The following is a 20099-nucleotide window of genomic DNA, read 5'->3' as shown; positions in this document are numbered from 1 at the left end:
AATCACCTTAGCCGCAGGCTACGGGCTTTTGCGCTCCACCTTCAACATCTAACAGAGGGCAGCGCCTGACTCTGGGTGGGCGCACAGGCGCCCTCCCGTTTTGCCGGAGGCAAACCTTTGGTTTGACGGGGAGGGTCGGGCGCTGCCCGGCCTGCGGCCGGGCAAGGGGAACTGCCCCCCGGTGCACAGAGGGTGCACAGGGGGTGCACGGCCAGCACCCCCCGTTTTCCTTGCCTCCTGCCGCATTCCTGATATATGCGCGCGCATGACCAGTACCCCGTCCAGCAACCCGCCCAGCCTCCGCCCCGACCTTGCCCCGGAACCGCAGTTCCGCGAGGCGCCCCGTGACGGCCAGCCGACCCTCGGCATGGTGTCGCTCGGCTGCCCCAAGGCGCTGGTGGACAGCGAGCGCATCCTGACCCGGCTGCGCGCCGAAGGGTACGGCATCTCGCCCGATTACGCCGGCGCCGACGCGGTGATCGTCAACACCTGCGGCTTCCTCGACAGCGCCAAGGCGGAAAGCCTGGAGGCGATCGGCGAGGCGCTGAAGGAAAACGGCAAGGTGATCGTGACCGGCTGCCTGGGGGCAGAGCCCGATTACATCCGCGAGCATCACCCGCGCATCCACGCGGTCACCGGCCCGCACCAGTATGAGCAGGTGCTGGACGCGGTGCATTCCGCGGTGCCGCCCAGCCCGAATCCTTACGTGGACCTGCTGCCCTCAGCCGGTGTGAAACTCACCCCGCGGCACTTCAGTTATCTCAAGATTTCAGAGGGTTGCAACCACAAGTGCAAATTCTGCATCATCCCGGACATGCGAGGGCTACTGGCGTCGCGCCCGGTGCACGCGGTGCTGCGCGAGGCGGAAAAGCTGGTGGAGGCCGGGGTGCGCGAAATCCTGGTGATTTCGCAGGACACCTCTGCCTACGGGCTCGACCGCAAGTATTCCGCGCATCCCTGGAAGGGGGAGGAGGTGCGCAGCCATATCCTCGACCTTTCCCGCGAGTTGGGCAAGCTAGCCCCGGCGGAGGACCTGTGGGTGCGGCTGCACTATGTCTACCCCTACCCGCATGTGCGCGAGCTGATCCCGCTGATGGCGGACCCCGAGAATGCGCTTCTGCCCTATCTGGACATCCCCTTCCAGCACGCCCACCCGGACGTGCTGCGCCGCATGGCCCGGCCTGCAGCGGCAGCCAAGACGCTGGACGAGATTAACGCCTGGCGCGCGACTTGCCCGGATATCACCCTGCGCTCCACCTTCATCGTCGGCTTCCCCGGCGAGACCGAGGCGGAGTTCCAGCACCTGCTCGACTGGATGGACGAGGCGCAGCTGGACCGGGTCGGCTGTTTCAAATACGAAAACGTTGACGGCGCCCGCTCCAACGACCTGCCGGACCACGTGCCGGAAGAGGTGAAGCAGGAGCGCTGGGAGCGCTTCATGGAAAAGGCCCAGGCGATTTCCGAAGCCAAGCTGGCGGCCAAGGTCGGCCAGACCATGCAGGTAATCGTGGACGACATCGACGAAGACGGGATCGCCACCTGCCGCACCAAGGCCGACGCGCCGGAGATCGACGGCAACCTGTTCATTGACGAAGGAACAGAGAGCCTCCAGGCGGGTGATCTGGTCACGGTCGCCGTGGACGAGGCCGGCGAATATGACCTGTGGGGGCAAATCGCCGGATAGGCGGCTTGTTCAAGGCAGTCTGCCCCACCTCCACCTATGGCTTGGTTGCGATATGCCTGACGGCTGTCACTGCCGAGCCCCCCGGCACAGGTCCTATTGAAAGCTACGCGCCGGCGCTGCCTGCGCCGAACACGGATTCATAAATTCTGACATCGTGCTCACAGGACGCTTCCAGCAATGCTTGAATGTGCTTCGGCTGCTCGCGAAACTTTGGGTAGCCCGATTTGGGAGACCTGCGCAGATGGTCAATGCTGACCGAAAGCCCTGATTTCCTTGACACTTCCCCGGCGAACCCTGCCATGTCCGACACATTTCCCACGACATCAAAGGTACGAAGGTTTTTTATTGCTGCGTCGACCCGGCCTTTAACGAACTGCCCATCCGTTTCATCGGCTCCCCGCTCCAGCCGCACATTGCCGCAGAAGTACCGTGTGTAAGAACCGGGGTTAGTGGATTCGATCGATTTTTGAAGCCAGTCTTCCAGGCTCAAATCGGTTCCGAAATGTGCCTGGTGATCCGCCTTGTGCCGGTTGTAGTAATACTGGGACAGTTTCCGGTCAAACGGATCCCGGATCAGCGTGATAAAAAGGTCATTTTTCGTTTTGGCCTTCGCAACGGAATCCGAATAGGGGAAATGCCCGGTCAACAGAAAATACCTTCGGAGCATGAATTTATACATGAAAACATGCTCCCTGTGGACTGCAAGGTTTTCGTCCATCAAATCCGAAGACGATTTGCTCGTATGCGAGTCCAAGTGAAATACGATGTTTCTCGCGGTGAGGTTTTTCTTCCGGTATGCGCTCTTCAGCGCATCTCTTACGCTTGAGCCCCCGCATTTCGGGACGTGAAAGAAAACGATACGCTTCAGGTCAGAGGAACCGCTGACTTCGCTCTCGCTCTCTTCAGGTTTTTGGCTAAAGAGTCGTGAAAGCACTTCCCACTCCGTTCAAATCTTGATGCCCTGGCACAAGCGCCTGCTGACGGCACTTTGCAGAAGCGGCTATAGCAAAGTCCGGCTGATGTCGACAGTTCGGTTCGCGGGTCTTTTGCGGTGCCGGGCGCAGTGTGGACTATTGCAAACACCTGGCAGCGGCCTGAACCGCAACCGCATCCGCGTCATTCCTGGCCGGCCGGCGCGGAAACCAAACGGGCAACTTGACCAAACGCCTTAGCGGGGCAAAGTTCGGATACAGACCCCAACCAGCCAGGGAGAGCCCCAGCCATGCCGAATGACAGCACTCCGGAACCGGAGATCGCGCAGAAAGCCCCCTTCCCCGTCGAGGTGAAGGAGGGAAAGACCTATTTCTGGTGCGCCTGCGGCAAATCCAGCCGCCAGCCGTTCTGCGACGGCTCGCACAAGGACACGGCGTTCGAACCGGTCAAGTACAAGGCAGAGAAAGACGGCAAACTGTTCTTCTGCGGCTGCAAGCATTCGGGCAAGAAACCCCTGTGCGACGGCACGCATTCCAAGCTGTAGTGAAGCGCCGGCAGGCGCAGCGCGCGACAGAAGGCCGCGCGGCTCCTAGGGCATCAGCCGCTTGAAGACATCCGCGCTGGGGCAGAACTCCGGCACCGCGGGCGCATCATCGCGGCGGGAGGAGAGCCACAGGGCGCAGGACTTGCTGCAGCCGGCGCCGCGGCATCCGGTGACCATCCTGGCATAGTCCAGCCCGCTGAGCCGCCCGTCCTGCACCGCCCGGTCCAAGTCGACGCCCGCAGCCTCGGCCACCGACCGCATCAGCCACAAGTGGCGGAAGATGTTTCCGAGGCCCTCTGCCTCCGCTGCCATGTCCTTCATCGGGCCAGTTCCTTGAGGCGCTTCAGCTCTTCGGCATTGCGGCAGCCTGGCATCGGGGCGCTGGCACGCTCATGCTCCGCCAGAAACGCCGCGCATTGCTCCGGCGCTTCGCAGCCCCGGCAGGCGGTGACCATTGCCGCCCATTCCTGGTGCCCGATCCGGCCCGCGGCAAAGGCGCCGGACAGATCGGCGCCGACGGTGTCGCCCATCTTTGACAGCAGCCGCAAATGGCGCAGCGGCTCACCCAATGGATTCATGGTTTGCACTCCTTGGCTGGGACAGCGCGCTCAGGCCTGCTGCTCATTCAGATAGCCGAGCAGGTCGCGGTTGCGGCAGAAATCCGGCGCGTCTGCGCCCGGGCGCAGCCCCTCGGCCAGCCACTTGCGGCAGGCGCCGACGCCGCCGCAGCGGGTGCAGCGCAGCACCGCTTCGGCGATCTCGTCAAAGCGCAGGGTGCCGGCCACGGCCTCCTCTTCCAGATCCAGGCCCACGGCGCAGGCCATCCGGTCGAACAGTTCGGCGTGGGTTTTCAGGTCGGCTTCGGCGGTCATCGCGCAGTCCCCCGTAATCATGCATTGCCGGGGCAGCTTAGCGATTGGGAACAGCCAGGAATTTGACCCAGGTCAACCAGACGAAATTTTCACGCAGGTTTCCCGCCCTGGTGGTCCAGATAGGCGCGCACTGCATCCTGCACCCGGCGGAAACGGTCGCCGCCGAGCTTCTTGCCGCCGTACCAGCGGGTGACGATGATGACGTGACCGGTGATGCCTTCGCGCTCCATCATCCGCAGAATCACCATGCCCGCGCCGCTTTCGCCGTCATCGGCCTTGAGCCCGCCGCTGGGCAGCACTGCCGCCCAGGTGTTGTGGGTCGCCTTGGCATAGGCGCGGTCGGTTTTGAGGTCCGCCAGGACCGCATCCACCTCCTCGCGCGAGGAAACCCGCGCGCCCGTTACCGCGTATTTCGAGCCGCGGTCGGTCAGCACCACGCCAAGTTTCTCCAGCGCGGGGGCAGTGCGGTCCTTGGCAGCCACGGTCAGTTCAGGCCGTTGCGCGCAATGGTCGCCTGCACCACCCGCACCCGGTCCGGGTTGGCCGGGTGGGTGCCCAGAAAGCGGTCGCCCGGATCCGGCAGCCGGTTGAAGAAGCGCACGCCGACGCTGGGCCGGTAGCCGGACTTGTGGGTGATGATGGTGCCCAGCTCATCCGCCTCCAGCTCGAAATCCTTGGAATAGGTGCGGGCGCCGACAAAGCCGCCGATATCCTGCGCGGTGGAAACGCTGGCAGAACCGCCCCCCGCCAGCGCGGTGATCAGCCCGGCGCCGGCGCTGACCAGCGCCGAATTCGTTGCCTGCCGCGCCAGGTGGCCGCGAATATGGTGGGCCGCCTCATGCGACATCACAAAGGCCAGTTCGTCGTGGTTGGCGATCTGCCCCAGCATCCGCTGGGTGAAGGTGATCACCGGGCGGCCGTTGCGGTCCAGGCTCTGATAGGCATTCGGCGCGGCCTTGGGGTTCGGGTCGATGCGGATCAGGAAGTCGCAGTTCAGGCCCTGGGTGCGCTTGCGGCACTCGCGCTCCGCCACCGGCTCCACCCGGCGGCTGACGGTGGCAAAGGCGCTGCGCGCCTCGCCCGGCGCCATCCCCTGCACCGGCTGCCGCTGCGCAGCGGGAACAGGCTGGGATGCAGGCTCAACCACCATGTTGCAGGCGCTGGCAGCAAGGGCAAACAGACACAGAAAACGGCGCATGGCACATCCTTTTGCAATTCGTCCGCACATTATCCCGCAAGCTCCGGGGATGGCAATTGCCCGGCGGCGGAACCTTGCCGGTAGATTGGAATGATCGCCTGTGTTTGCAAGGTCTTGCCAGCAGCCGGGCCGCGGTGCAGGCTGGGGCCATGTTTACCATCGAACATGAATTCGACTCGACGGTGATCACCCTTGTTGACGAGAAGGGAACTCCGCTCAACGAGGATGTGACCATCAATTCCTTCGCCGAATGCGTGACGGTCGAGCAATACGATCCCCGCACCGACAGCGTGCAGAAAATCACCCTCTCGCACCTGCAGGTGCGGGACCTCGCAGCAGCGCTTGACCTGCCCGAAGGCGTCTACCGTCTGGTCGGAGAGGAGTAACCCTCAGCCCGGCCCGGTGTAGACAAAGATCTTGTCGCGGGAGGCTGCGCCGCGGCGCAGCTCAAGGTTCGACGCCGCGGTGCCCATCGCCATGGCCAGCAGGCTGCGGATGGCCTCGGTCGCCTTGCCGTTTTCCGGCGCCGTAGTGACAGAGATTTTCAGCACGCCCTCCGCCTGCACAATGGCATTGCGCGCCGCCTTGGGCGTGGCGCGCACGGCAATTTCCGCGCCCGGCACGCGCAGATGGCCCAGATCCGGCAGGTCTTTCTTCCTTGGCTTTCCCATGGCGCCACACATGCCCTGTGCGGGCTGCAAAGGCCATAGACTTTGCCGCCCTTCCGCGGCTATCACCCTGCCAGCGAAACCCCAGCCCCGCCGCCTGCTGCATTTCCGGCACAGATGGCACGCAAGGCCCAATGGCTCTTGAAAAAACACCCAACGCCGCCGAGATAGGCAGCAACAGATGTAAAAAGGTTTCACATATGCCTGCACGCAATGACGCCGCCCTCGAATTCCTGCTGTCGCGCCGCTCGCGCCCGGCCAAGACGCTGGTGGCGCCCGCCCCCACCCGGGACGAGCTGCTGCCGATCCTGACCGCCGCCGCCCGCTCCCCGGATCATGGCAAGCTGGAGCCCTGGCGCTTCATCGTGGTGGAGCAGCCCGCGATGGCGCGCCTTGCCGCTCTGACAGAGGACGCAGGCAAGCGCCTCGGCAAAAGCCCGGAGGACATCGCCAAAGGCCGCAGCCAGTTCGACCAGGGCCAGCTGGCGGTGGTGGTGGTCGAGGTGCAGAAGGACAGCCCCAAGGTGCCCGCCGTTGAGCAGACCTATTCCGCCGGCGCGGTCTGCCTGGCGCTCTTGAACGCGGCGCTGGCCTCCGGCTGGGGCGCCAACTGGCTGACCGGCTGGGCCAGCCATGATGCGGGCTTCTGCGCTGCCGCCTTTGGCCTGGCGGAAAACGAGCGCGTCGCCGGCATCATCCACATCGCCACCGAAAGCGCTGCCCCGCCCGAGCGCCCGCGCCCGGACCTGGACGCCATGACAACCTGGATGAGCGCATGATCTTCACCGCCTTTTTCAAGACCCTCGGCCAGACCGGCGACCCGCGCTTCCGCAAGGTGCTGTTCCTGGGGCTCGGCCTGTCTGTTGCGCTGCTGTTTGCCGCCTATGCGGTGTTCCTGATGCTGATCCAGTGGCTGGCCGGACCGGAGGTCACCCTGCCGGTGCTGGGCGAGGTCACCTGGGTCGATGACCTGCTGTCGATCGGCTCGCTGTTGCTGATGCTGCTCTTGTCGGTGTTCCTGATGGTGCCGGTGGCCTCTGCCATCACCTCGATGTTCCTCGAGGAGGTCGCCCAGGCGGTGGAGGACAGGCACTACCCCGCCCTGCCGCCGGCGGCCAAGGTACCGTTCTGGGATGCGGTCCGGGACACGGTGAACTTCCTCGGCCTGCTGATTGCGGCCAACATCCTGGCGCTGTTCCTCTATGTGCTGTTCCCGCCTGCGGCGCTGTTCATCTTCTGGGGCCTCAACGGCTTCCTGCTGGGGCGCGAATATTTCACCCTTGCCGCCGCCCGCCGCGTCGGCACCGCCGAGGCCAAGCGGCTGCGCCGCCGCCACTCCACCACCATCTGGGCGGCCGGCACGCTGATGGCGGTGCCGCTGTCGGTGCCGCTCTTAAACCTGGTGATCCCGATCCTGGGCGCCGCCACCTTCACCCACATCTACCACGCGCTGGCGCGCCGCTAGGCCGGCGCCAACCTCCCGGCCGCAGCCGGGTCAAGGCCGGCGCCAGCCGCCCGCGCGGCACGCGCGGGTTGCCTTGACGCGGCGAAGGGCGGAATACACTCGAACGGGCGTCTTTAAGTGCAGACCTGCACTTAAAGCGCTTCTCAGCAAATCTCTTCTGACTGCCTGTTGGCACCCCGGCCCGCTCCGGCCCGGCGGGCTGGCCGCCCCCGCGCCGCGCGCCAGCGCGGCGCCATGCCCAACCGGCGCAGAGGCATTGCAAAGCCTCAATGCAGGACGGGAGTGTCTGTTGACTTGTTTGCCGGATGTCCGGACGGTTCACTGCCGCTCCGGCAGCATCCCCATCCAGTCGAAATCATGCACCGAGACCGCGCCGGAAATGATGATCCCGGCAATGACCGCCCAGAGCACGGCCGCCACGCCGGTGGTGATCCAGGCTTTCTGCTTCAGGAAATGCTTCTCCGGCGCGCCTGCATGGGTTCCGGGCACCACGTCGCCCTTGTCGCCCTGGGTCTCCAGCCGGATCGGGATGATCACCAGGAAGGTCAGGAACCAGATCACTGCATAAAGCACGATCGCTGATGTAATGCCCATGGCGCCGGCCTTTCGTTATTGCCCTGCCCCGCAGCCGGGGCAGGACGCTCATAACGTCAAACCTGCTCGAGTTCCACCAGGCAGCCGTTGAAATCCTTCGGGTGCAGGAACAGCACCGGCTTGCCGTGGGCGCCGATCTTCGGCTCGCCGGTGCCCAGCACCCGCGCGCCCTGCGCCTTCAGATGGTCGCGCGCCGCCAGGATGTCCTCCACCTCGTAGCAGACGTGGTGGATGCCGCCCGCCGGGTTCTTTTCCAGAAAGCCGTTGATCGGCGAGTTCTCTCCCAGCGGATAGAGCAGCTCGATCTTGGTGTTGGGCAATTCGATGAACACCACGGTGACGCCGTGATCCGGTTCATCCTGCGGCTCCCCCACCTTGGCGCCCAGCGCGTTGCGGTACTGGGCCGAGGCCGCCTCCAGATCAGGGACAGCAATGGCAACATGGTTCAAACGGCCGATCATCTTTTTCGTGCTCCTCTCACAAACGGTCCTTGGCCATGGTTATGGGGCGGATGCTGCGCCGCGGCAAGTGCGCCAATCCGCGCGCGGCCTGCCGCCCGGCTGCCGATCTGGGCCGGCGCGCGCGCCGTTAACCTGTAATTAGCCTCGATTCCCTAGCGTGGAGGCCTATCCCGCAAGGAGGATACGTTATGGATGATTCGGAACTGTTTGCGGCGGCCCAGCGCCTGCCGACCACACGGCGCCCGCTGCTGGGGCTGACCATCCTGGTGGTCGAGGACAGCCGCTTTGCCTGCGAGGCGCTGCGGCTGCTGTGCCTGCGCAGCGGCGCCCGCATCCGCCGTGCCGATTGCCTGAAGTCCGCCCGCCGCCATTTGCAGGTCTACCGCCCGTCGGTGCTGATTGCCGATGTCGGGCTGCCCGACGGCTCCGGCCTCGACCTGATCCGCGAGCTGGCGGACGCCAGCCCGCGCCCCAGCGTGATCCTTGCCACTTCCGGCGACTCCAGCCTGGCGGATGCGGCGATCGAAGCCGGCGCCGCCGGTTTCCTGGAAAAGCCGATCACCTCGCTTGCCGCCTTCCAGCAGGCGGTGCTGTCCAGCATGCCACCCGACCGCCGGCCTTCCGGCCCGCGCGCGCTGGCCGACGAAACGGTGGAACCGGACCTGATCGCCTACCGCGACGACATGGCCCATGCCGCCGATGTGCTGAACATGGGGCAGGAGGAAAAGACCCTGGCCTATCTGGCCCAGTTCCTGGGCGGCGTCGCCCGCAGCGCCGGCGACAACCCGCTGGCCGAAGCCGCCGACCGGCTTGCCCGCTCGCGGCAAAACGGGCGGCCGCTGACGCAGGACGCGGCCGCCCTGGCCGGGCTCGTGCAGGAGCGGCTGGAACGCCGCGCGGCGATCTGACATGGCCGAAGCCTGCATCATCGCCCTCGCCACCCTGATCATCGTGCTCTACGGCCAGGTCCGGCTGGAAGCCCGGGCCATCCGCCGGAACCGCAGCAGCGATGCAAACACCCGCCCGCTGATCCTGCATTCGGGCAGACCCTGACGCTTACCCGGGCCGCGGGTCCAGGCCGCCAGCGGCCATCGCAGCCAATAGCGGCCCTGCCGCATGCAGAAGCCGCATCATGCCCCCCCGCGCCTGACGCGCCGCGCTTGCTTGCACCGCCGCTCCCGCCACCATCCAGCCCGGAAAATCTCCCGCGCCCGCAACGCAACCGCACCGCTTGCGCCGTACTGCTTGGCGGCCTTGGGCCCGCGCCCTGAACGGGCCGGACCGGCGGGAGCCGCTGCCTGACAGCCTGCCGGGCTGCTAGAGCAGCAAACCGGGATCCCTGCCCATGGCCAAACCGGGGAACACATCGGTTTCCAGCCCGCTCTTGCCAGCCCCGGTCAGCCCGTGCAGGAGCCAGGCCAGCTGACCGCGCACATCCGCGGTCGGCATCAGGTCGCGGCGGTCATAGAGATCCGCCTCTGCCAGCCCCGGCCAGCGCCCCAGAACCCGGCCGCCGCGGACCGCGCCGCCCGCCAGCAGCATCGCGCCGCCGGTGCCGTGGTCGGTGCCGCCGGTGCCGTTCTCCCGCGCGGTGCGGCCGAACTCGGTCACCGCCGCCACGGCGGTCTTGCCCCAGATCTCCGGCCCCAGGCCGCTCTGCAGCGCCAGAATGGTCTCCGCCAGCCGCCCCAGCGCCCCCTTCAGCGCCCCGGCCTGGCGGAAATGGGTGTCCCAGCCATTGATGGAGAAGGCCGCAATCCGGCTGTCGCCGCGCAGCTGCTGCGCCGCATAGGCGGCAACCTCGCTGTGCGCCTTGCCTTTCGGTGCCGTCATCATCGACGCCATCATGTCTTCGCCGGCTTCCGCGCTGTCGCCCTCGCCGCCGTCCTCGCCGCCCAGGGCCATGTCCTGCCGGGTCAGCTCCAGCGCCTCGTTCAAAGCGGCATGGAACAGCGGATCGTCCTCCATCAAGAGCCCCGCCAGCCGCTCCGCCTGCGGGCTCATCAGCAGCCCGGCCCCCGGCGCCCACTGCGACACCGGCGCGCTGCCCTCCAAGATCAGCATCCGCTCCTGGCCTATGGCAAAGGCGGTGCGCGCCTCCACTCCCGGCATCTGCTGCAGCAGCCGGTTCAGCCAGCCGCCTTCCGCCTGGCCCAGCCCCGCGGTGCCGGCCTCCAGCAGGTCCTGGCCGTCGAAATGGCTGCGCCGGTCGCGGTAGGGCGTCGACACCGCCTGCACAAAGCCCAGCTCGCCCGCGCGCCACAGCGGCAGCAGCGGCGCCAGGCCGGGGTGCAGCGCATAGAACCCGTCCAGATCCGCGGCCCCCGCGGCCGGGCCGCCGGACAGGCTCTGGCGCAACCCGGCATACTGCGGGTCGCCATAGGGCTGCACCACGTCCAGCGCGTCCATGCCGCCGCGCAGGATGATCACCACCAGCCGGGTGTCCCAGGGGGCGGCGGCAAAGGTAACCGGGGTCAGCAGCGGGCTGGCCGCCAGCGAACAGCCCAGCACGGCGGAACGGGTCAGAAGGGAACGGCGGGTCAGCTGCATCTGCAAGGTCTCCTGTCAGCGGCGCTGGAACGCGGGAGAGGACAGGATCAGGCCGATCCCCTCGGTTTGGGTTTCCGCCGCGCGGGCGGCAAATTGCACCCGTTCATTGGCGTATCCGCCCAGGGCAGCATCCGCAAAATCCCGCGGATCCGGCAGCCCCTGCGCCAGCCGCCGCGGCGCCGCCATGGCCCAGCGCAGACGCGCGGCCAGCGCCTGCGGCGTGATCCAGGCCGCGTCTTCCTCTGCCCAGCCGTCCGGGCCGCTGGAAAACTCCCAAGCCTGCCCCATCGGCGTCAGCGGCGCCAGCAGCAGGCGGTTCAGCTGCCGGGGCTTCAACGCATCGATCCGCTCTGCCGGCACCGCCAGCGCCCGGCAGGCAGAGGCCACGAAATCAAACGGCGGCTTCACGTTGCGCAGCTCAGGCGCCCAGGCGGCGTTATGGCCCAGAAGCGCTTCATAGACCGCCATCAGGCCGCCGCCGCTGGCCTGATAGCGGTCCGCCAGATAGTCCACCAGCGCCGCATCCGGTGTGTCCGAGACAAAATGCACCGCCAGCTTCCAGGCGATATGGCGCGCAGTGGCGGGATGGCGGGCCAGGTCGCGCAGGGCGCTCAGCACCTGCTGCAGCTGCGGCTTTCCGCCGCCGTAGGTTTTGCCCAGCACGGTCTCAGCCCCGGGCTCAGCCATCCCGGGCCGGAACACAAACCCCTTTTCGCGCGAAATGCTCAGCCCGGTGAACAGCTCCGCCAGCTGCCGCACATCTGTCTGGCTGTACGGCCCGCCGACGCCCAGCGTGTGCAGCTCCAGCACTTCGCGGGCCAGGTTTTCGTTCAGCCCCTCAAGGCGCTTGGCCCGCTTGGCGGCGCGGCTGCCTTCCCCGGCAGAGCGGAACTGATCCAGATAATGCAGCATCAGCGGGCTGGTGACGGCGGCGATCAGCAGGTCCTCGAACCGCCCGCTGACATGCGGCCGGATCACGCTTTCGGCATAAGGCGCGGCCAGAACCCGAAGTGCCGGGGTCTTTCCCTGCGCGGTGAAATGGTCGGCCCAGAACAGCACCAGCCGCTCGCGGAACCCGTCGCGGGTGTGGATATGGCGCAGCAGGCGCTGGCCGTGCCAGCCGATCCGGGCCTGATTCTGCGCCCGGCGGAAATCCTTGAACGCCTTGTCCGCGGCCTCATAGCCGGACTTCCCCGCCAGCCGGTTGCGCTGCCGCCGCAGCTTCTGGAAGGTCCCGGCGCCGGCCGCAGCTGTGGCAAAACCGCTGACCGGGAAGCGCTCGGCGGCCTCATCCGGGCCTTGCAGGCGCTCCAGCATCTCCGCAGCCGAGGCCGGGGGCGGCAGCAGCGGGGACAGCCCTGCACCAAAGCGGATCTCTGCCAAATCTCCGTCAAACCGCATCGTTCCGCTTTCCCTCTGCCCTGCTGCTGCGCCTGCAGGTTAGAGCATCGCCGCCCCTGCCCACAGGTGAATTTCAGGTGATACGCAGATCTCCGCGTGTTCCGTCGCCGGCCCGGCAGATTTTTGAAACCCGGTTCTTCCGGCCGGAAATGCTAAAGCGCCCGGAAAGACCCCGGCTCAACAGAAAAGGCCCGGGCAACTGCCCGGGCCTGTTCAGGAAACATGCGGAGATTACTGGTCCTGCGGGATCAGCCGCAGCCCCAGTTCCATCAGCTGCTCAGCCATCGGCTCCGACGGCGCCGACATCATCAGGTCCTCGGCGCGCTGGTTCATCGGGAACATGATCACTTCGCGGATGTTGGCTTCATCGGCCAGCAGCATCACCATGCGGTCGATGCCGGCCGCGCAGCCGCCGTGCGGCGGGGCGCCGTACTGGAAGGCGTTGACCATGCCGCCAAAGCGCTTCTTCACCTCGTCTTCGCCGTAACCGGCAATTTCAAAGGCCTTGAACATGATCTCCGGCTTGTGGTTCCGGATCGCGCCGGACACCAGCTCATAGCCGTTGCAGGCGAGGTCGTACTGGTAACCCTTGACCGCCAGCGGATCGCTCAGCAGCGCGTCCATGCCGCCCTGCGGCATCGAGAACGGGTTGTGCTCAAAGTCGATCTTGCCGGTTTCCTCGTCCTTCTCGTAGATCGGGAAGTCGACGATCCAGGCAAAGGCAAAGCGGTCCTTGTCAATCAGGCCCAGTTCCTCGCCGATGACGGTGCGGGCCTTGCCCGCGACGCCTTCAAACGCCTTCGGCTTGCCGCCCAGGAAGAAGGCCGCGTCGCCGACGCCCAGGCCCAGCTGCTGGCGGATCGCCTCGGTGCGCTCAGGCCCGATGTTCTTGGCCAGCGGGCCCGCGGCCTCGATCCCCTCGCCCTGGTCGCGCCAGAAGATATAGCCCATGCCCGGCAGGCCTTCGCCCTGGGCGAACTTGTTCATCCGGTCGCAGAACTTGCGGGAGCCGCCGGTCGGCGCCGGGATGGCGCGGATTTCGGTGCCTTCGTTTTCCAAGAGGTTTGCGAAGATCGCAAACCCGGAGCCGCGGAAATGCTCGGAGCAGTCCTGCATCTTGATCGGGTTCCGCAGGTCCGGCTTGTCGGTGCCGTACCATTTGGCGGCATCCTTGTAGGAGATCTGCGGCCACTCATGCGCCGGGTCCACCTTGCGGCCCTGCCCGAATTCCTCGAACACGCCCGCCATCACCGGCGCGATGGTGTCAAAGACGTCCTGCTGGGTGACAAAGGACATTTCCATGTCCAGCTGGTAGAAGTCCGCGGGCGAGCGGTCGGCGCGCGGGTCCTCGTCGCGGAAGCAGGGCGCGATCTGGAAATACTTGTCAAAGCCCGACACCATCATCAGCTGCTTGAACTGCTGCGGCGCCTGCGGCAGCGCGTAGAACTTGCCCGGGTGCAGGCGCGACGGCACCAGGAAGTCGCGCGCGCCTTCGGGGGAGGAGGCGGTGATGATCGGGGTCTGGTATTCGTTGAAGCCGATGTCCCACATCCGCTTGCGGATCGACTGGATCATGTTGGCGCGCAGCACCATGTTGCGCTGCATCTTCTCGCGGCGCAGGTCCAGGTAGCGGTAGCGCAGGCGGGTTTCCTCCGGGTATTCCTGCTCGCCGAACACCATCAGCGGCAGTTCCTCGGATTTGCCCAGCACCTCGATGTCGCGGATGAAGACCTCGACCTCGCCGGTCGGGATCTTGGGGTTCACCAGGCTCTCGTCGCGCGCCAGCACGTTGCCGTCGATGCGGATGCACCATTCGCTGCGGACCTTCTCAATCTCGGCAAACACCGGGCTGTCCGGATCGGCCATCACCTGGGTCACGCCGTAGTGGTCGCGCAGGTCGATGAACAACAGGCCGCCGTGGTCGCGGACGCGGTGGACCCAGCCCGAAAGGCGGACGGTTTCACCGACGTTGGATTTGTTCAGTTCGGCGCAGGTGTGGCTGCGGTAGGCGTGCATGGCTCGGCCTTTCGTTATGCGGGTCGCGGGTCCTTCGGGACCGTCATTCGGGAGTAGCGCAAAAGGGCGCTTGAATTCGTCCGGGGTGGTACACAAGGTTGCAGCCCGCTTGTCAAGCAAACAGGGCCATTTCCGCGCACACTGACGCCTGAAATCGGCGGTTCCTGACGCCGGCGGCGATCTCCCGCCCCGCCGCTGGCGCGCCGGGACCTCCAGGGTTGGGCCGGGCGCCGCGCACCGTCAGGTGCGCTGCCGGGCCCAAGGGCAACGGCCCGCAGGCGCCAGCCAGGGGCCTGTTGCCCGCGGGAGCGCTGCCTGTCAGACCAGCCGTGCCGGGATCAGTCCGCGCAGGGAATTACCCATATGAATGGCTTTTGCGTCCTTCAGGTCCAGCAGTTCCAGAACAGCCTCCTGGCACTCCCCCCGCTCCAGCAGAACCTGCCGCAGGATGCCCGGCAGCAGGCCGCAGGAAAGCGGCGGCGTCACCATCCGGCCATCGGCACGGGTCACGAAGAGATTGGTGATGGTGCCCTCGCAAACCTCGCCGCGCCGGTTCAGGAACAACAACTCGTCCACGCCTTCCGGCAGCGCTGCCCGTGCAGTGTCATAGAGCGCGCGGCGGGTGGTCTTGTGCTGCAGCCAGATATCCCCGGCCTCCAGCCGGGTCTCCGCGATGCCGAGGCGCCATTCAGACGGGTTGTTTCCCAGCGGTGCCGTGGTCAGCTCCAATTGGCCAGCCGCATCCAGCGTCAGGCGGCAGCGCAGCCGCGCATCTCCGGCGGCCTCAGCCAGAACCTCCTGCGCCTGCTCAGGTTCAAAGGGAATGCCAAACGCCGCCGCGCTGCGCCCCATCCGGGCCAGATGCGGCTGCAGGTGCCGGAACTCTTCGCCCGGATGCCAGCCCAGCGTCTCGATCAGGCGGAAAGCGGGATCGTTCTGGACGGCGTCACGCGGGCGAACCGGGCTTTCCATAGCGCTTCCTCATATTCGGAGTCCGCGGTGCTGTCCCAGACCACGCCGCCGCCCACATTGAGCGTCGCGCGGCCGTCTTCCAGCATCAGCGTGCGAATTGCCACGTTGAACTCGGACGCGCCATCCGGCGCCGCCCAGCCGATGGTGCCGCAATAGATGTCGCGCGCCCAGGGCTCCAGCTCCGCCAGGATCTCCATCGACCGGATCTTGGGCGCGCCGGTGATCGAGCCGCAGGGGAACAGCGCCGCAAAGATCTCTGCCAGCCCGGCATTAGGCCGCAGTTTCGCCCGCACCAGCGACACCATCTGATGCACGGTGGCATAGCTTTCCACCGCAAACAGCTCCGGCACATGCACCGAGCCTGTCTGCGCCACCCGGCTGATGTCGTTGCGCAGGAGGTCGACGATCATCAGGTTCTCGGCGCGGTTCTTCTCGTCCTGGCGCAGGAAGTCGCGGCGGCGAGCGTCCTCGACCGGATCGTCGCTGCGCGGCTGAGTGCCTTTCATCGGGCGGGTTTCGATGACGCCCTCGGCATCGGTGCGGAAGAACAGCTCCGGCGAACGCGACAACAGGTCCGGCAGCCCGTTCTGTTCGACCAAAGCGCCGTGGCCCACCGCCTGTTTGGCCTGCAAGGCAGCATAAAGTTCTTCGGCAGTGCCATAGGCGTCCGCATCAATCGGGAAGGTCAGGTTGGCCTGGTAGATGTCGCCCTTGCCGATGTTGCGGTTCACCTCAGTGAAAGCTTCGGCGTAGCGGTCATAGGACCAGCGCGGGGTAATGCCCTCCAAACCCGCTCCGCCCGGCTGAAGGCCGGGCAGCGCCCGACCCTCCCCACGGGAGGGCGCTTTCGCACCCTCCCAGGGCCGCGCGCTGCCCTTTGTGTTTTGCGGCAGCGGCTCATCATAAACCCCGAAGCAGATCAGCGGCAGCCGCCGCTCCTGCGGCATCCTCGCCGCCAGTTTCGGTTCCAGCGCATAGCCCAGTTCATAGGACGCATAGCCCGCCAGCCAGTGCCCGGCGTCCCGCGCCGCATCCAGCGCCGCCAGCGCAGCAGGCACCTCTTCCGGCCCGTCCGCGCGGATCATGCGCAGCGGCTGGTCAAAGCATGTGCCGGCCCCCTTGGGGCCCCGGTCAAAGCGAATCCGCACTGAAAAAGTCTCCGCGAGTTTCTTGCCCCCACATATATCTGTTCGCTATGCGAACAAAAGGGGTGGATGCGGCATTTCCAATTCCGTTTCCGATACCCCTTGAACCTTTCGGCGCGGTCCCTATAACGCAGGACAATTTGGGCGCACGCCAGCGCCCGTGATTCAAAGCTGCCCGCGCGTCAACCAAAGGAATATGGCCATGCCCAAGAGAACGGACATCCAGTCGATCATGATCATCGGAGCCGGTCCGATCGTCATCGGGCAGGCCTGCGAGTTTGACTACTCCGGCGCCCAGGCCTGTAAAGCGCTGCGCGAAGAAGGCTACCGGGTCATTCTGGTGAACTCCAACCCGGCCACCATCATGACCGACCCGGGCCTGGCGGATGCCACCTATATCGAGCCGATCACGCCCGAGGTTGTCGCCAAGATCATCGAGAAAGAGCGCCCCGACGCACTGCTGCCCACCATGGGCGGGCAGACCGGCCTCAACACCTCGCTGGCGCTGGAAGAGATGGGCGTCCTGGAGAAATACGGCGTTGAGATGATCGGCGCCAAGCGCGACGCCATCGAAATGGCCGAAGACCGCAAGCTGTTCCGCGAAGCGATGGACCGGCTCGGCATCGAGAACCCCAAGGCCACCATCGTCACCGCGCCGAAGCGCGAAAACGGCACCGCCGACCTGGATGAAGGCGTCCGCATCGCGCTGGAAGCGCTGGACGAGATCGGCCTGCCCGCGATCATCCGCCCCGCCTTCACCCTCGGCGGCACCGGCGGCGGTGTGGCTTATAACCGCGACGACTACATCCACTTCTGCCGCTCCGGCATGGATGCCTCGCCGGTGAACCAGATTCTGGTGGATGAAAGCCTGCTCGGCTGGAAAGAATACGAGATGGAAGTGGTCCGCGACAAGGCGGACAATGCGATCATCGTCTGCTCCATCGAAAACGTCGACCCGATGGGCGTGCACACCGGCGACTCGATCACCGTGGCGCCGGCGCTGACGCTGACCGACAAAGAATACCAGATCATGCGCACCCACTCGATCAACGTGCTGCGCGAGATCGGCGTCGAGACCGGCGGCTCCAACGTGCAGTGGGCGGTGAACCCCGCCGACGGCCGCATGGTGGTGATCGAAATGAACCCGCGGGTGTCGCGCTCCTCGGCGCTGGCCTCCAAGGCGACCGGCTTCCCGATTGCCAAGATCGCGGCAAAGCTGGCGGTCGGCTACACCCTGGACGAGCTGGACAACGACATCACCAAGGTGACGCCCGCATCGTTCGAGCCGACCATCGACTATGTCGTCACCAAGATCCCGAAATTCGCGTTTGAGAAATTCCCGGGCTCCGAGCCGTATCTGACCACCGCAATGAAATCCGTGGGTGAGGCGATGGCCATCGGCCGCACCATCCATGAATCGCTGCAAAAGGCGCTGGCCTCGATGGAATCGGGCCTGACCGGCTTTGACGAGGTGATGATCGACGGCGTCGGCGCCGGTGCGTGGGAACCCGCAGGCGACAAGGCCGCGGTGATCAAGGCGATCGGTCAGCAGACCCCCGACCGGATGCGCACCATCGCTCAGGCGATGCGCCACGGCCTCAGCGACGACGAGATACAGGCTGTCACCAAGTTCGACCCCTGGTTCCTGGCCCGCATCCGCGAGATCGTCGAGGCCGAGGCGGAAATCCGCGCGGGCGGCCTGCCGTCGGACGCAGCCGGCCTGCGCGCGCTCAAGATGCTGGGCTTCACCGACGCCCGCCTCGCCAAGCTGACCGGCCAGAAAGAAGCAGACGTCCGCAAGGCCCGCCGCGCGGCAGGCGTCAACGCCGTGTTCAAGCGCATCGACACCTGCGCCGCAGAGTTCGAGGCGCAAACGCCCTACATGTATTCGACCTACGAGGCCCCGGCCTTTGGCGATGTGGAATGCGAGGCGCGCCCGTCGGACAAGAAAAAAGTCGTCATCCTCGGCGGCGGCCCCAACCGGATCGGCCAGGGCATCGAGTTCGACTACTGCTGCTGCCACGCCTGCTTTGCGCTGACCGATGCGGGCTATGAGACCATCATGATCAACTGCAACCCGGAAACGGTGTCGACCGACTATGACACCTCGGACCGGCTGTATTTCGAACCGCTGACGTTCGAGCACGTGATGGAAATCCTGCGGGTCGAGCAGGACAACGGCACCCTGCACGGCGTCATCGTGCAGTTCGGCGGCCAGACCCCGCTGAAACTGGCGAACGCGCTGGAGGCTGAGGGCATCCCGATCCTGGGCACCTCCCCCGACGCCATCGACCTGGCCGAGGACCGCGAACGCTTCCAGGCGCTGGTCAACCAACTGGGCCTGAAGCAGCCGAAGAACGGCATCGCCTCCACCGACGAGCAGGCGCTGGAAATCGCAGGCGAAATCGGCTTCCCGCTGGTGATCCGGCCGTCCTATGTCCTAGGCGGCCGGGCGATGGAAATCGTCCGCGACATGGACCAGCTCAAGCGCTACATCGCCGAGGCGGTGGTGGTTTCCGGCGACAGCCCGGTGCTGCTCGACAGCTACCTGGCCGGCGCGGTGGAGCTGGACGTGGACGCGCTCTGCGACGGCAAGAACGTGCATGTGACCGGCATCATGCAGCACATCGAAGAGGCCGGCGTGCACTCCGGCGACAGTGCCTGCTCGCTGCCGCCCTACTCGCTCGGCAAGGACGTGATCGAGGAGATCAAGGCGCAGACCAACGCCCTGGCGCTGGCGCTGAACGTGGTCGGCCTGATGAACGTGCAGTTCGCGATCAAGGCCAACGAAAACGGCGAAGAGGAGATTTTCCTGATCGAGGTGAACCCGCGCGCGTCGCGCACCGTGCCGTTTGTCGCCAAGGCCACCGACAGCGCCATCGCCTCCATCGCCGCCCGCGTGATGGCCGGCGAGCCGCTCACCAACTTCCCGATGCGGCCGCCCTACGGCCCCGATGCCGGCTATGACGTCAACACCCCGATCGCCGACCCGATGACCCTGGCCGACCCGGACATGCCCTGGTTCTCGGTCAAGGAAGCGGTGCTGCCGTTTGCCCGTTTCCCGGGCGTCGACACCATCCTCGGCCCGGAAATGCGCTCCACCGGCGAAGTCATGGGCTGGGACCGCTCCTTTGCCCGCGCCTTCCTCAAGGCACAGATGGGCGCCGGCATGGTGCTGCCGTCCAAGGGCCGCGCCTTCATCTCGATCAAGGACGCCGACAAGGGCAAACTGATGCTGGAAGCGGCGCAGATCCTGGTCGAACAGGGCTTTACCCTGGTCGCCACCCGCGGCACCCAGGCCTGGCTCGACAGCCAGGGCGTCGCCTGCGACCTTGTCAACAAGGTCTACGAAGGCCGCCCCCATGTGATCGACATGCTGAAGGACGGCGACGTCCAGCTGCTGATGAACACCACCGAGGGCGCGCAAGCCGTTGAGGACAGCAAGGAAATGCGCTCCGTCGCGCTTTATGACAAGATCCCCTATTTCACCACCGCGGCCGGTTCCAACGCCGCCGCCCGCGCCATCAAGGCGCAGGCCGAAGGGGATGTCGAGGTGAAGTCTCTGCAAGGCTAAGCCCTGCGCTGACGCCCTGCCG

At 66.1% G+C, this 20099-nt stretch carries 22 protein-coding genes; 8 read left to right on the top strand and 14 right to left on the bottom strand.

The features are described 5' to 3' along the window. Positions 1–265: 265 nt before the first annotated feature. The gene (gene rimO / locus KUW17_RS08745; protein WP_222478083.1) at positions 266–1684 is read left to right on the top strand and encodes a 30S ribosomal protein S12 methylthiotransferase RimO; all 1419 of its coding nucleotides are present in this window, start codon (positions 266–268) and stop codon (positions 1682–1684) included. Positions 1685–1787: 103 nt separating this feature from the next. On the opposite strand, the gene KUW17_RS08740 is transcribed toward rimO, so the two are convergent. Beyond that, positions 1788–2618 (bottom strand): sulfotransferase family 2 domain-containing protein, encoded by an 831-nt coding sequence (locus tag KUW17_RS08740; RefSeq protein ID WP_222478081.1) that lies wholly within the window; start codon positions 2616–2618, stop codon positions 1788–1790. Between the two features lie 288 nt (positions 2619–2906). Between KUW17_RS08740 and KUW17_RS08735 the strand changes: the two genes are divergently transcribed. After that, entirely contained in the window at positions 2907–3161 is a 255-nt protein-coding gene (locus KUW17_RS08735; protein WP_222478079.1) for a CDGSH iron-sulfur domain-containing protein, read from the top strand. Between the two features lie 45 nt (positions 3162–3206). Here KUW17_RS08735 and KUW17_RS08730 read toward each other — a convergent pair whose 3' ends face one another. From KUW17_RS08730 to KUW17_RS08710, 5 genes are all read right to left on the bottom strand, one after another. After that, a complete protein-coding gene (locus KUW17_RS08730; protein ID WP_222478077.1) occupies positions 3207–3482 on the bottom strand; it encodes a DUF6455 family protein in 276 nt (91 codons plus the stop codon). Then, a complete protein-coding gene (locus KUW17_RS08725) occupies positions 3479–3739 on the bottom strand; it encodes a DUF6455 family protein (protein WP_222478075.1) in 261 nt (86 codons plus the stop codon). The genes KUW17_RS08730 and KUW17_RS08725 overlap by 4 nt, the downstream gene beginning before the upstream one ends. Before the next feature lie 30 nt (positions 3740–3769). Further along, positions 3770–4033 carry a DUF6455 family protein gene (locus KUW17_RS08720; RefSeq protein WP_222478073.1) on the bottom strand — a complete coding sequence of 88 codons (264 nt, stop codon included), beginning with the start codon at positions 4031–4033 and terminating at the stop codon, positions 3770–3772. 89 nt (positions 4034–4122) lie between these two features. Further along, positions 4123–4515, bottom strand: a complete 393-nt coding sequence (locus KUW17_RS08715) for a YigZ family protein (RefSeq protein ID WP_222478071.1) — start codon at positions 4513–4515, stop codon at positions 4123–4125. A 2-nt stretch (positions 4516–4517) separates the two neighbouring features. Beyond that, a complete protein-coding gene (locus KUW17_RS08710) occupies positions 4518–5231 on the bottom strand; it encodes a M48 family metalloprotease (RefSeq protein ID WP_222478069.1) in 714 nt (237 codons plus the stop codon). 149 nt (positions 5232–5380) lie between these two features. Between KUW17_RS08710 and KUW17_RS08705 the strand changes: the two genes are divergently transcribed. Next, on the top strand, positions 5381–5617 hold the full coding sequence (locus KUW17_RS08705; protein ID WP_222478067.1) for a hypothetical protein: 237 nt from the start codon (positions 5381–5383) through the stop codon (positions 5615–5617). Between the two features lie 3 nt (positions 5618–5620). Here the strand turns inward: KUW17_RS08705 and KUW17_RS08700 are convergent, their stop codons facing one another. After that, positions 5621–5902, bottom strand: coding sequence for a DUF167 domain-containing protein (locus KUW17_RS08700; RefSeq protein WP_222478065.1), 282 nt, complete (start codon positions 5900–5902; stop codon positions 5621–5623). Positions 5903–6099: 197 nt separating this feature from the next. Here KUW17_RS08700 and KUW17_RS08695 point away from each other — a divergent pair, with 197 nt between their 5' ends. Further along, entirely contained in the window at positions 6100–6678 is a 579-nt protein-coding gene (locus tag KUW17_RS08695) for a nitroreductase family protein (RefSeq protein ID WP_222478063.1), read from the top strand. Beyond that, a complete protein-coding gene (locus KUW17_RS08690) occupies positions 6675–7364 on the top strand; it encodes an EI24 domain-containing protein (protein WP_222478061.1) in 690 nt (229 codons plus the stop codon). The genes KUW17_RS08695 and KUW17_RS08690 overlap by 4 nt, the downstream gene beginning before the upstream one ends. A 318-nt stretch (positions 7365–7682) precedes the next feature. Here the strand turns inward: KUW17_RS08690 and KUW17_RS08685 are convergent, their stop codons facing one another. Beyond that, on the bottom strand, positions 7683–7958 hold the full coding sequence (locus KUW17_RS08685) for a DUF1467 family protein (protein ID WP_222478058.1): 276 nt from the start codon (positions 7956–7958) through the stop codon (positions 7683–7685). A gap of 56 nt (positions 7959–8014) precedes the next feature. Beyond that, positions 8015–8419 carry a methylmalonyl-CoA epimerase gene (gene mce, locus KUW17_RS08680; RefSeq protein WP_222478056.1) on the bottom strand — a complete coding sequence of 135 codons (405 nt, stop codon included), beginning with the start codon at positions 8417–8419 and terminating at the stop codon, positions 8015–8017. 188 nt (positions 8420–8607) lie between these two features. On the opposite strand from mce, the gene KUW17_RS08675 reads away from it, so the two are divergent. Then, positions 8608–9327 (top strand): response regulator, encoded by a 720-nt coding sequence (locus KUW17_RS08675; protein WP_222478054.1) that lies wholly within the window; start codon positions 8608–8610, stop codon positions 9325–9327. A 1-nt stretch (position 9328) separates the two neighbouring features. Further along, the gene (locus tag KUW17_RS08670; protein ID WP_222478052.1) at positions 9329–9472 is read left to right on the top strand and encodes a hypothetical protein; all 144 of its coding nucleotides are present in this window, start codon (positions 9329–9331) and stop codon (positions 9470–9472) included. A 264-nt stretch (positions 9473–9736) separates the two neighbouring features. Here the strand turns inward: KUW17_RS08670 and KUW17_RS08665 are convergent, their stop codons facing one another. From KUW17_RS08665 to KUW17_RS08645, 5 genes are all read right to left on the bottom strand, one after another. After that, positions 9737–10969 (bottom strand): DUF1501 domain-containing protein, encoded by a 1233-nt coding sequence (locus tag KUW17_RS08665; protein ID WP_222478051.1) that lies wholly within the window; start codon positions 10967–10969, stop codon positions 9737–9739. Positions 10970–10984: 15 nt separating this feature from the next. After that, positions 10985–12370: a DUF1800 family protein gene (locus KUW17_RS08660; protein ID WP_222478049.1), complete on the bottom strand. Its 1386-nt coding sequence runs from the start codon at positions 12368–12370 to the stop codon at positions 10985–10987. Between the two features lie 231 nt (positions 12371–12601). Beyond that, on the bottom strand, positions 12602–14386 hold the full coding sequence (aspS, locus tag KUW17_RS08655) for an aspartate--tRNA ligase (protein WP_222478047.1): 1785 nt from the start codon (positions 14384–14386) through the stop codon (positions 12602–12604). 318 nt (positions 14387–14704) lie between these two features. Then, positions 14705–15358: an aminotransferase class IV family protein gene (locus KUW17_RS08650; RefSeq protein ID WP_222478045.1), complete on the bottom strand. Its 654-nt coding sequence runs from the start codon at positions 15356–15358 to the stop codon at positions 14705–14707. Beyond that, positions 15301–16506 (bottom strand): aminodeoxychorismate synthase component I, encoded by a 1206-nt coding sequence (locus KUW17_RS08645; RefSeq protein WP_222478043.1) that lies wholly within the window; start codon positions 16504–16506, stop codon positions 15301–15303. The genes KUW17_RS08650 and KUW17_RS08645 overlap by 58 nt, the downstream gene beginning before the upstream one ends. Before the next feature lie 199 nt (positions 16507–16705). On the opposite strand from KUW17_RS08645, the gene carB reads away from it, so the two are divergent. After that, on the top strand, positions 16706–20077 hold the full coding sequence (gene carB / locus KUW17_RS08640; RefSeq protein ID WP_222478041.1) for a carbamoyl-phosphate synthase large subunit: 3372 nt from the start codon (positions 16706–16708) through the stop codon (positions 20075–20077). Positions 20078–20099 lie beyond the last annotated feature (22 nt).

The sequence above is a fragment of the Leisingera aquaemixtae genome (assembly GCF_019801145.1).
GTDB lineage: Bacteria > Pseudomonadota > Alphaproteobacteria > Rhodobacterales > Rhodobacteraceae > Leisingera > Leisingera aquaemixtae_A.
This window is presented reverse-complemented; position numbering and strand designations above follow the sequence as displayed.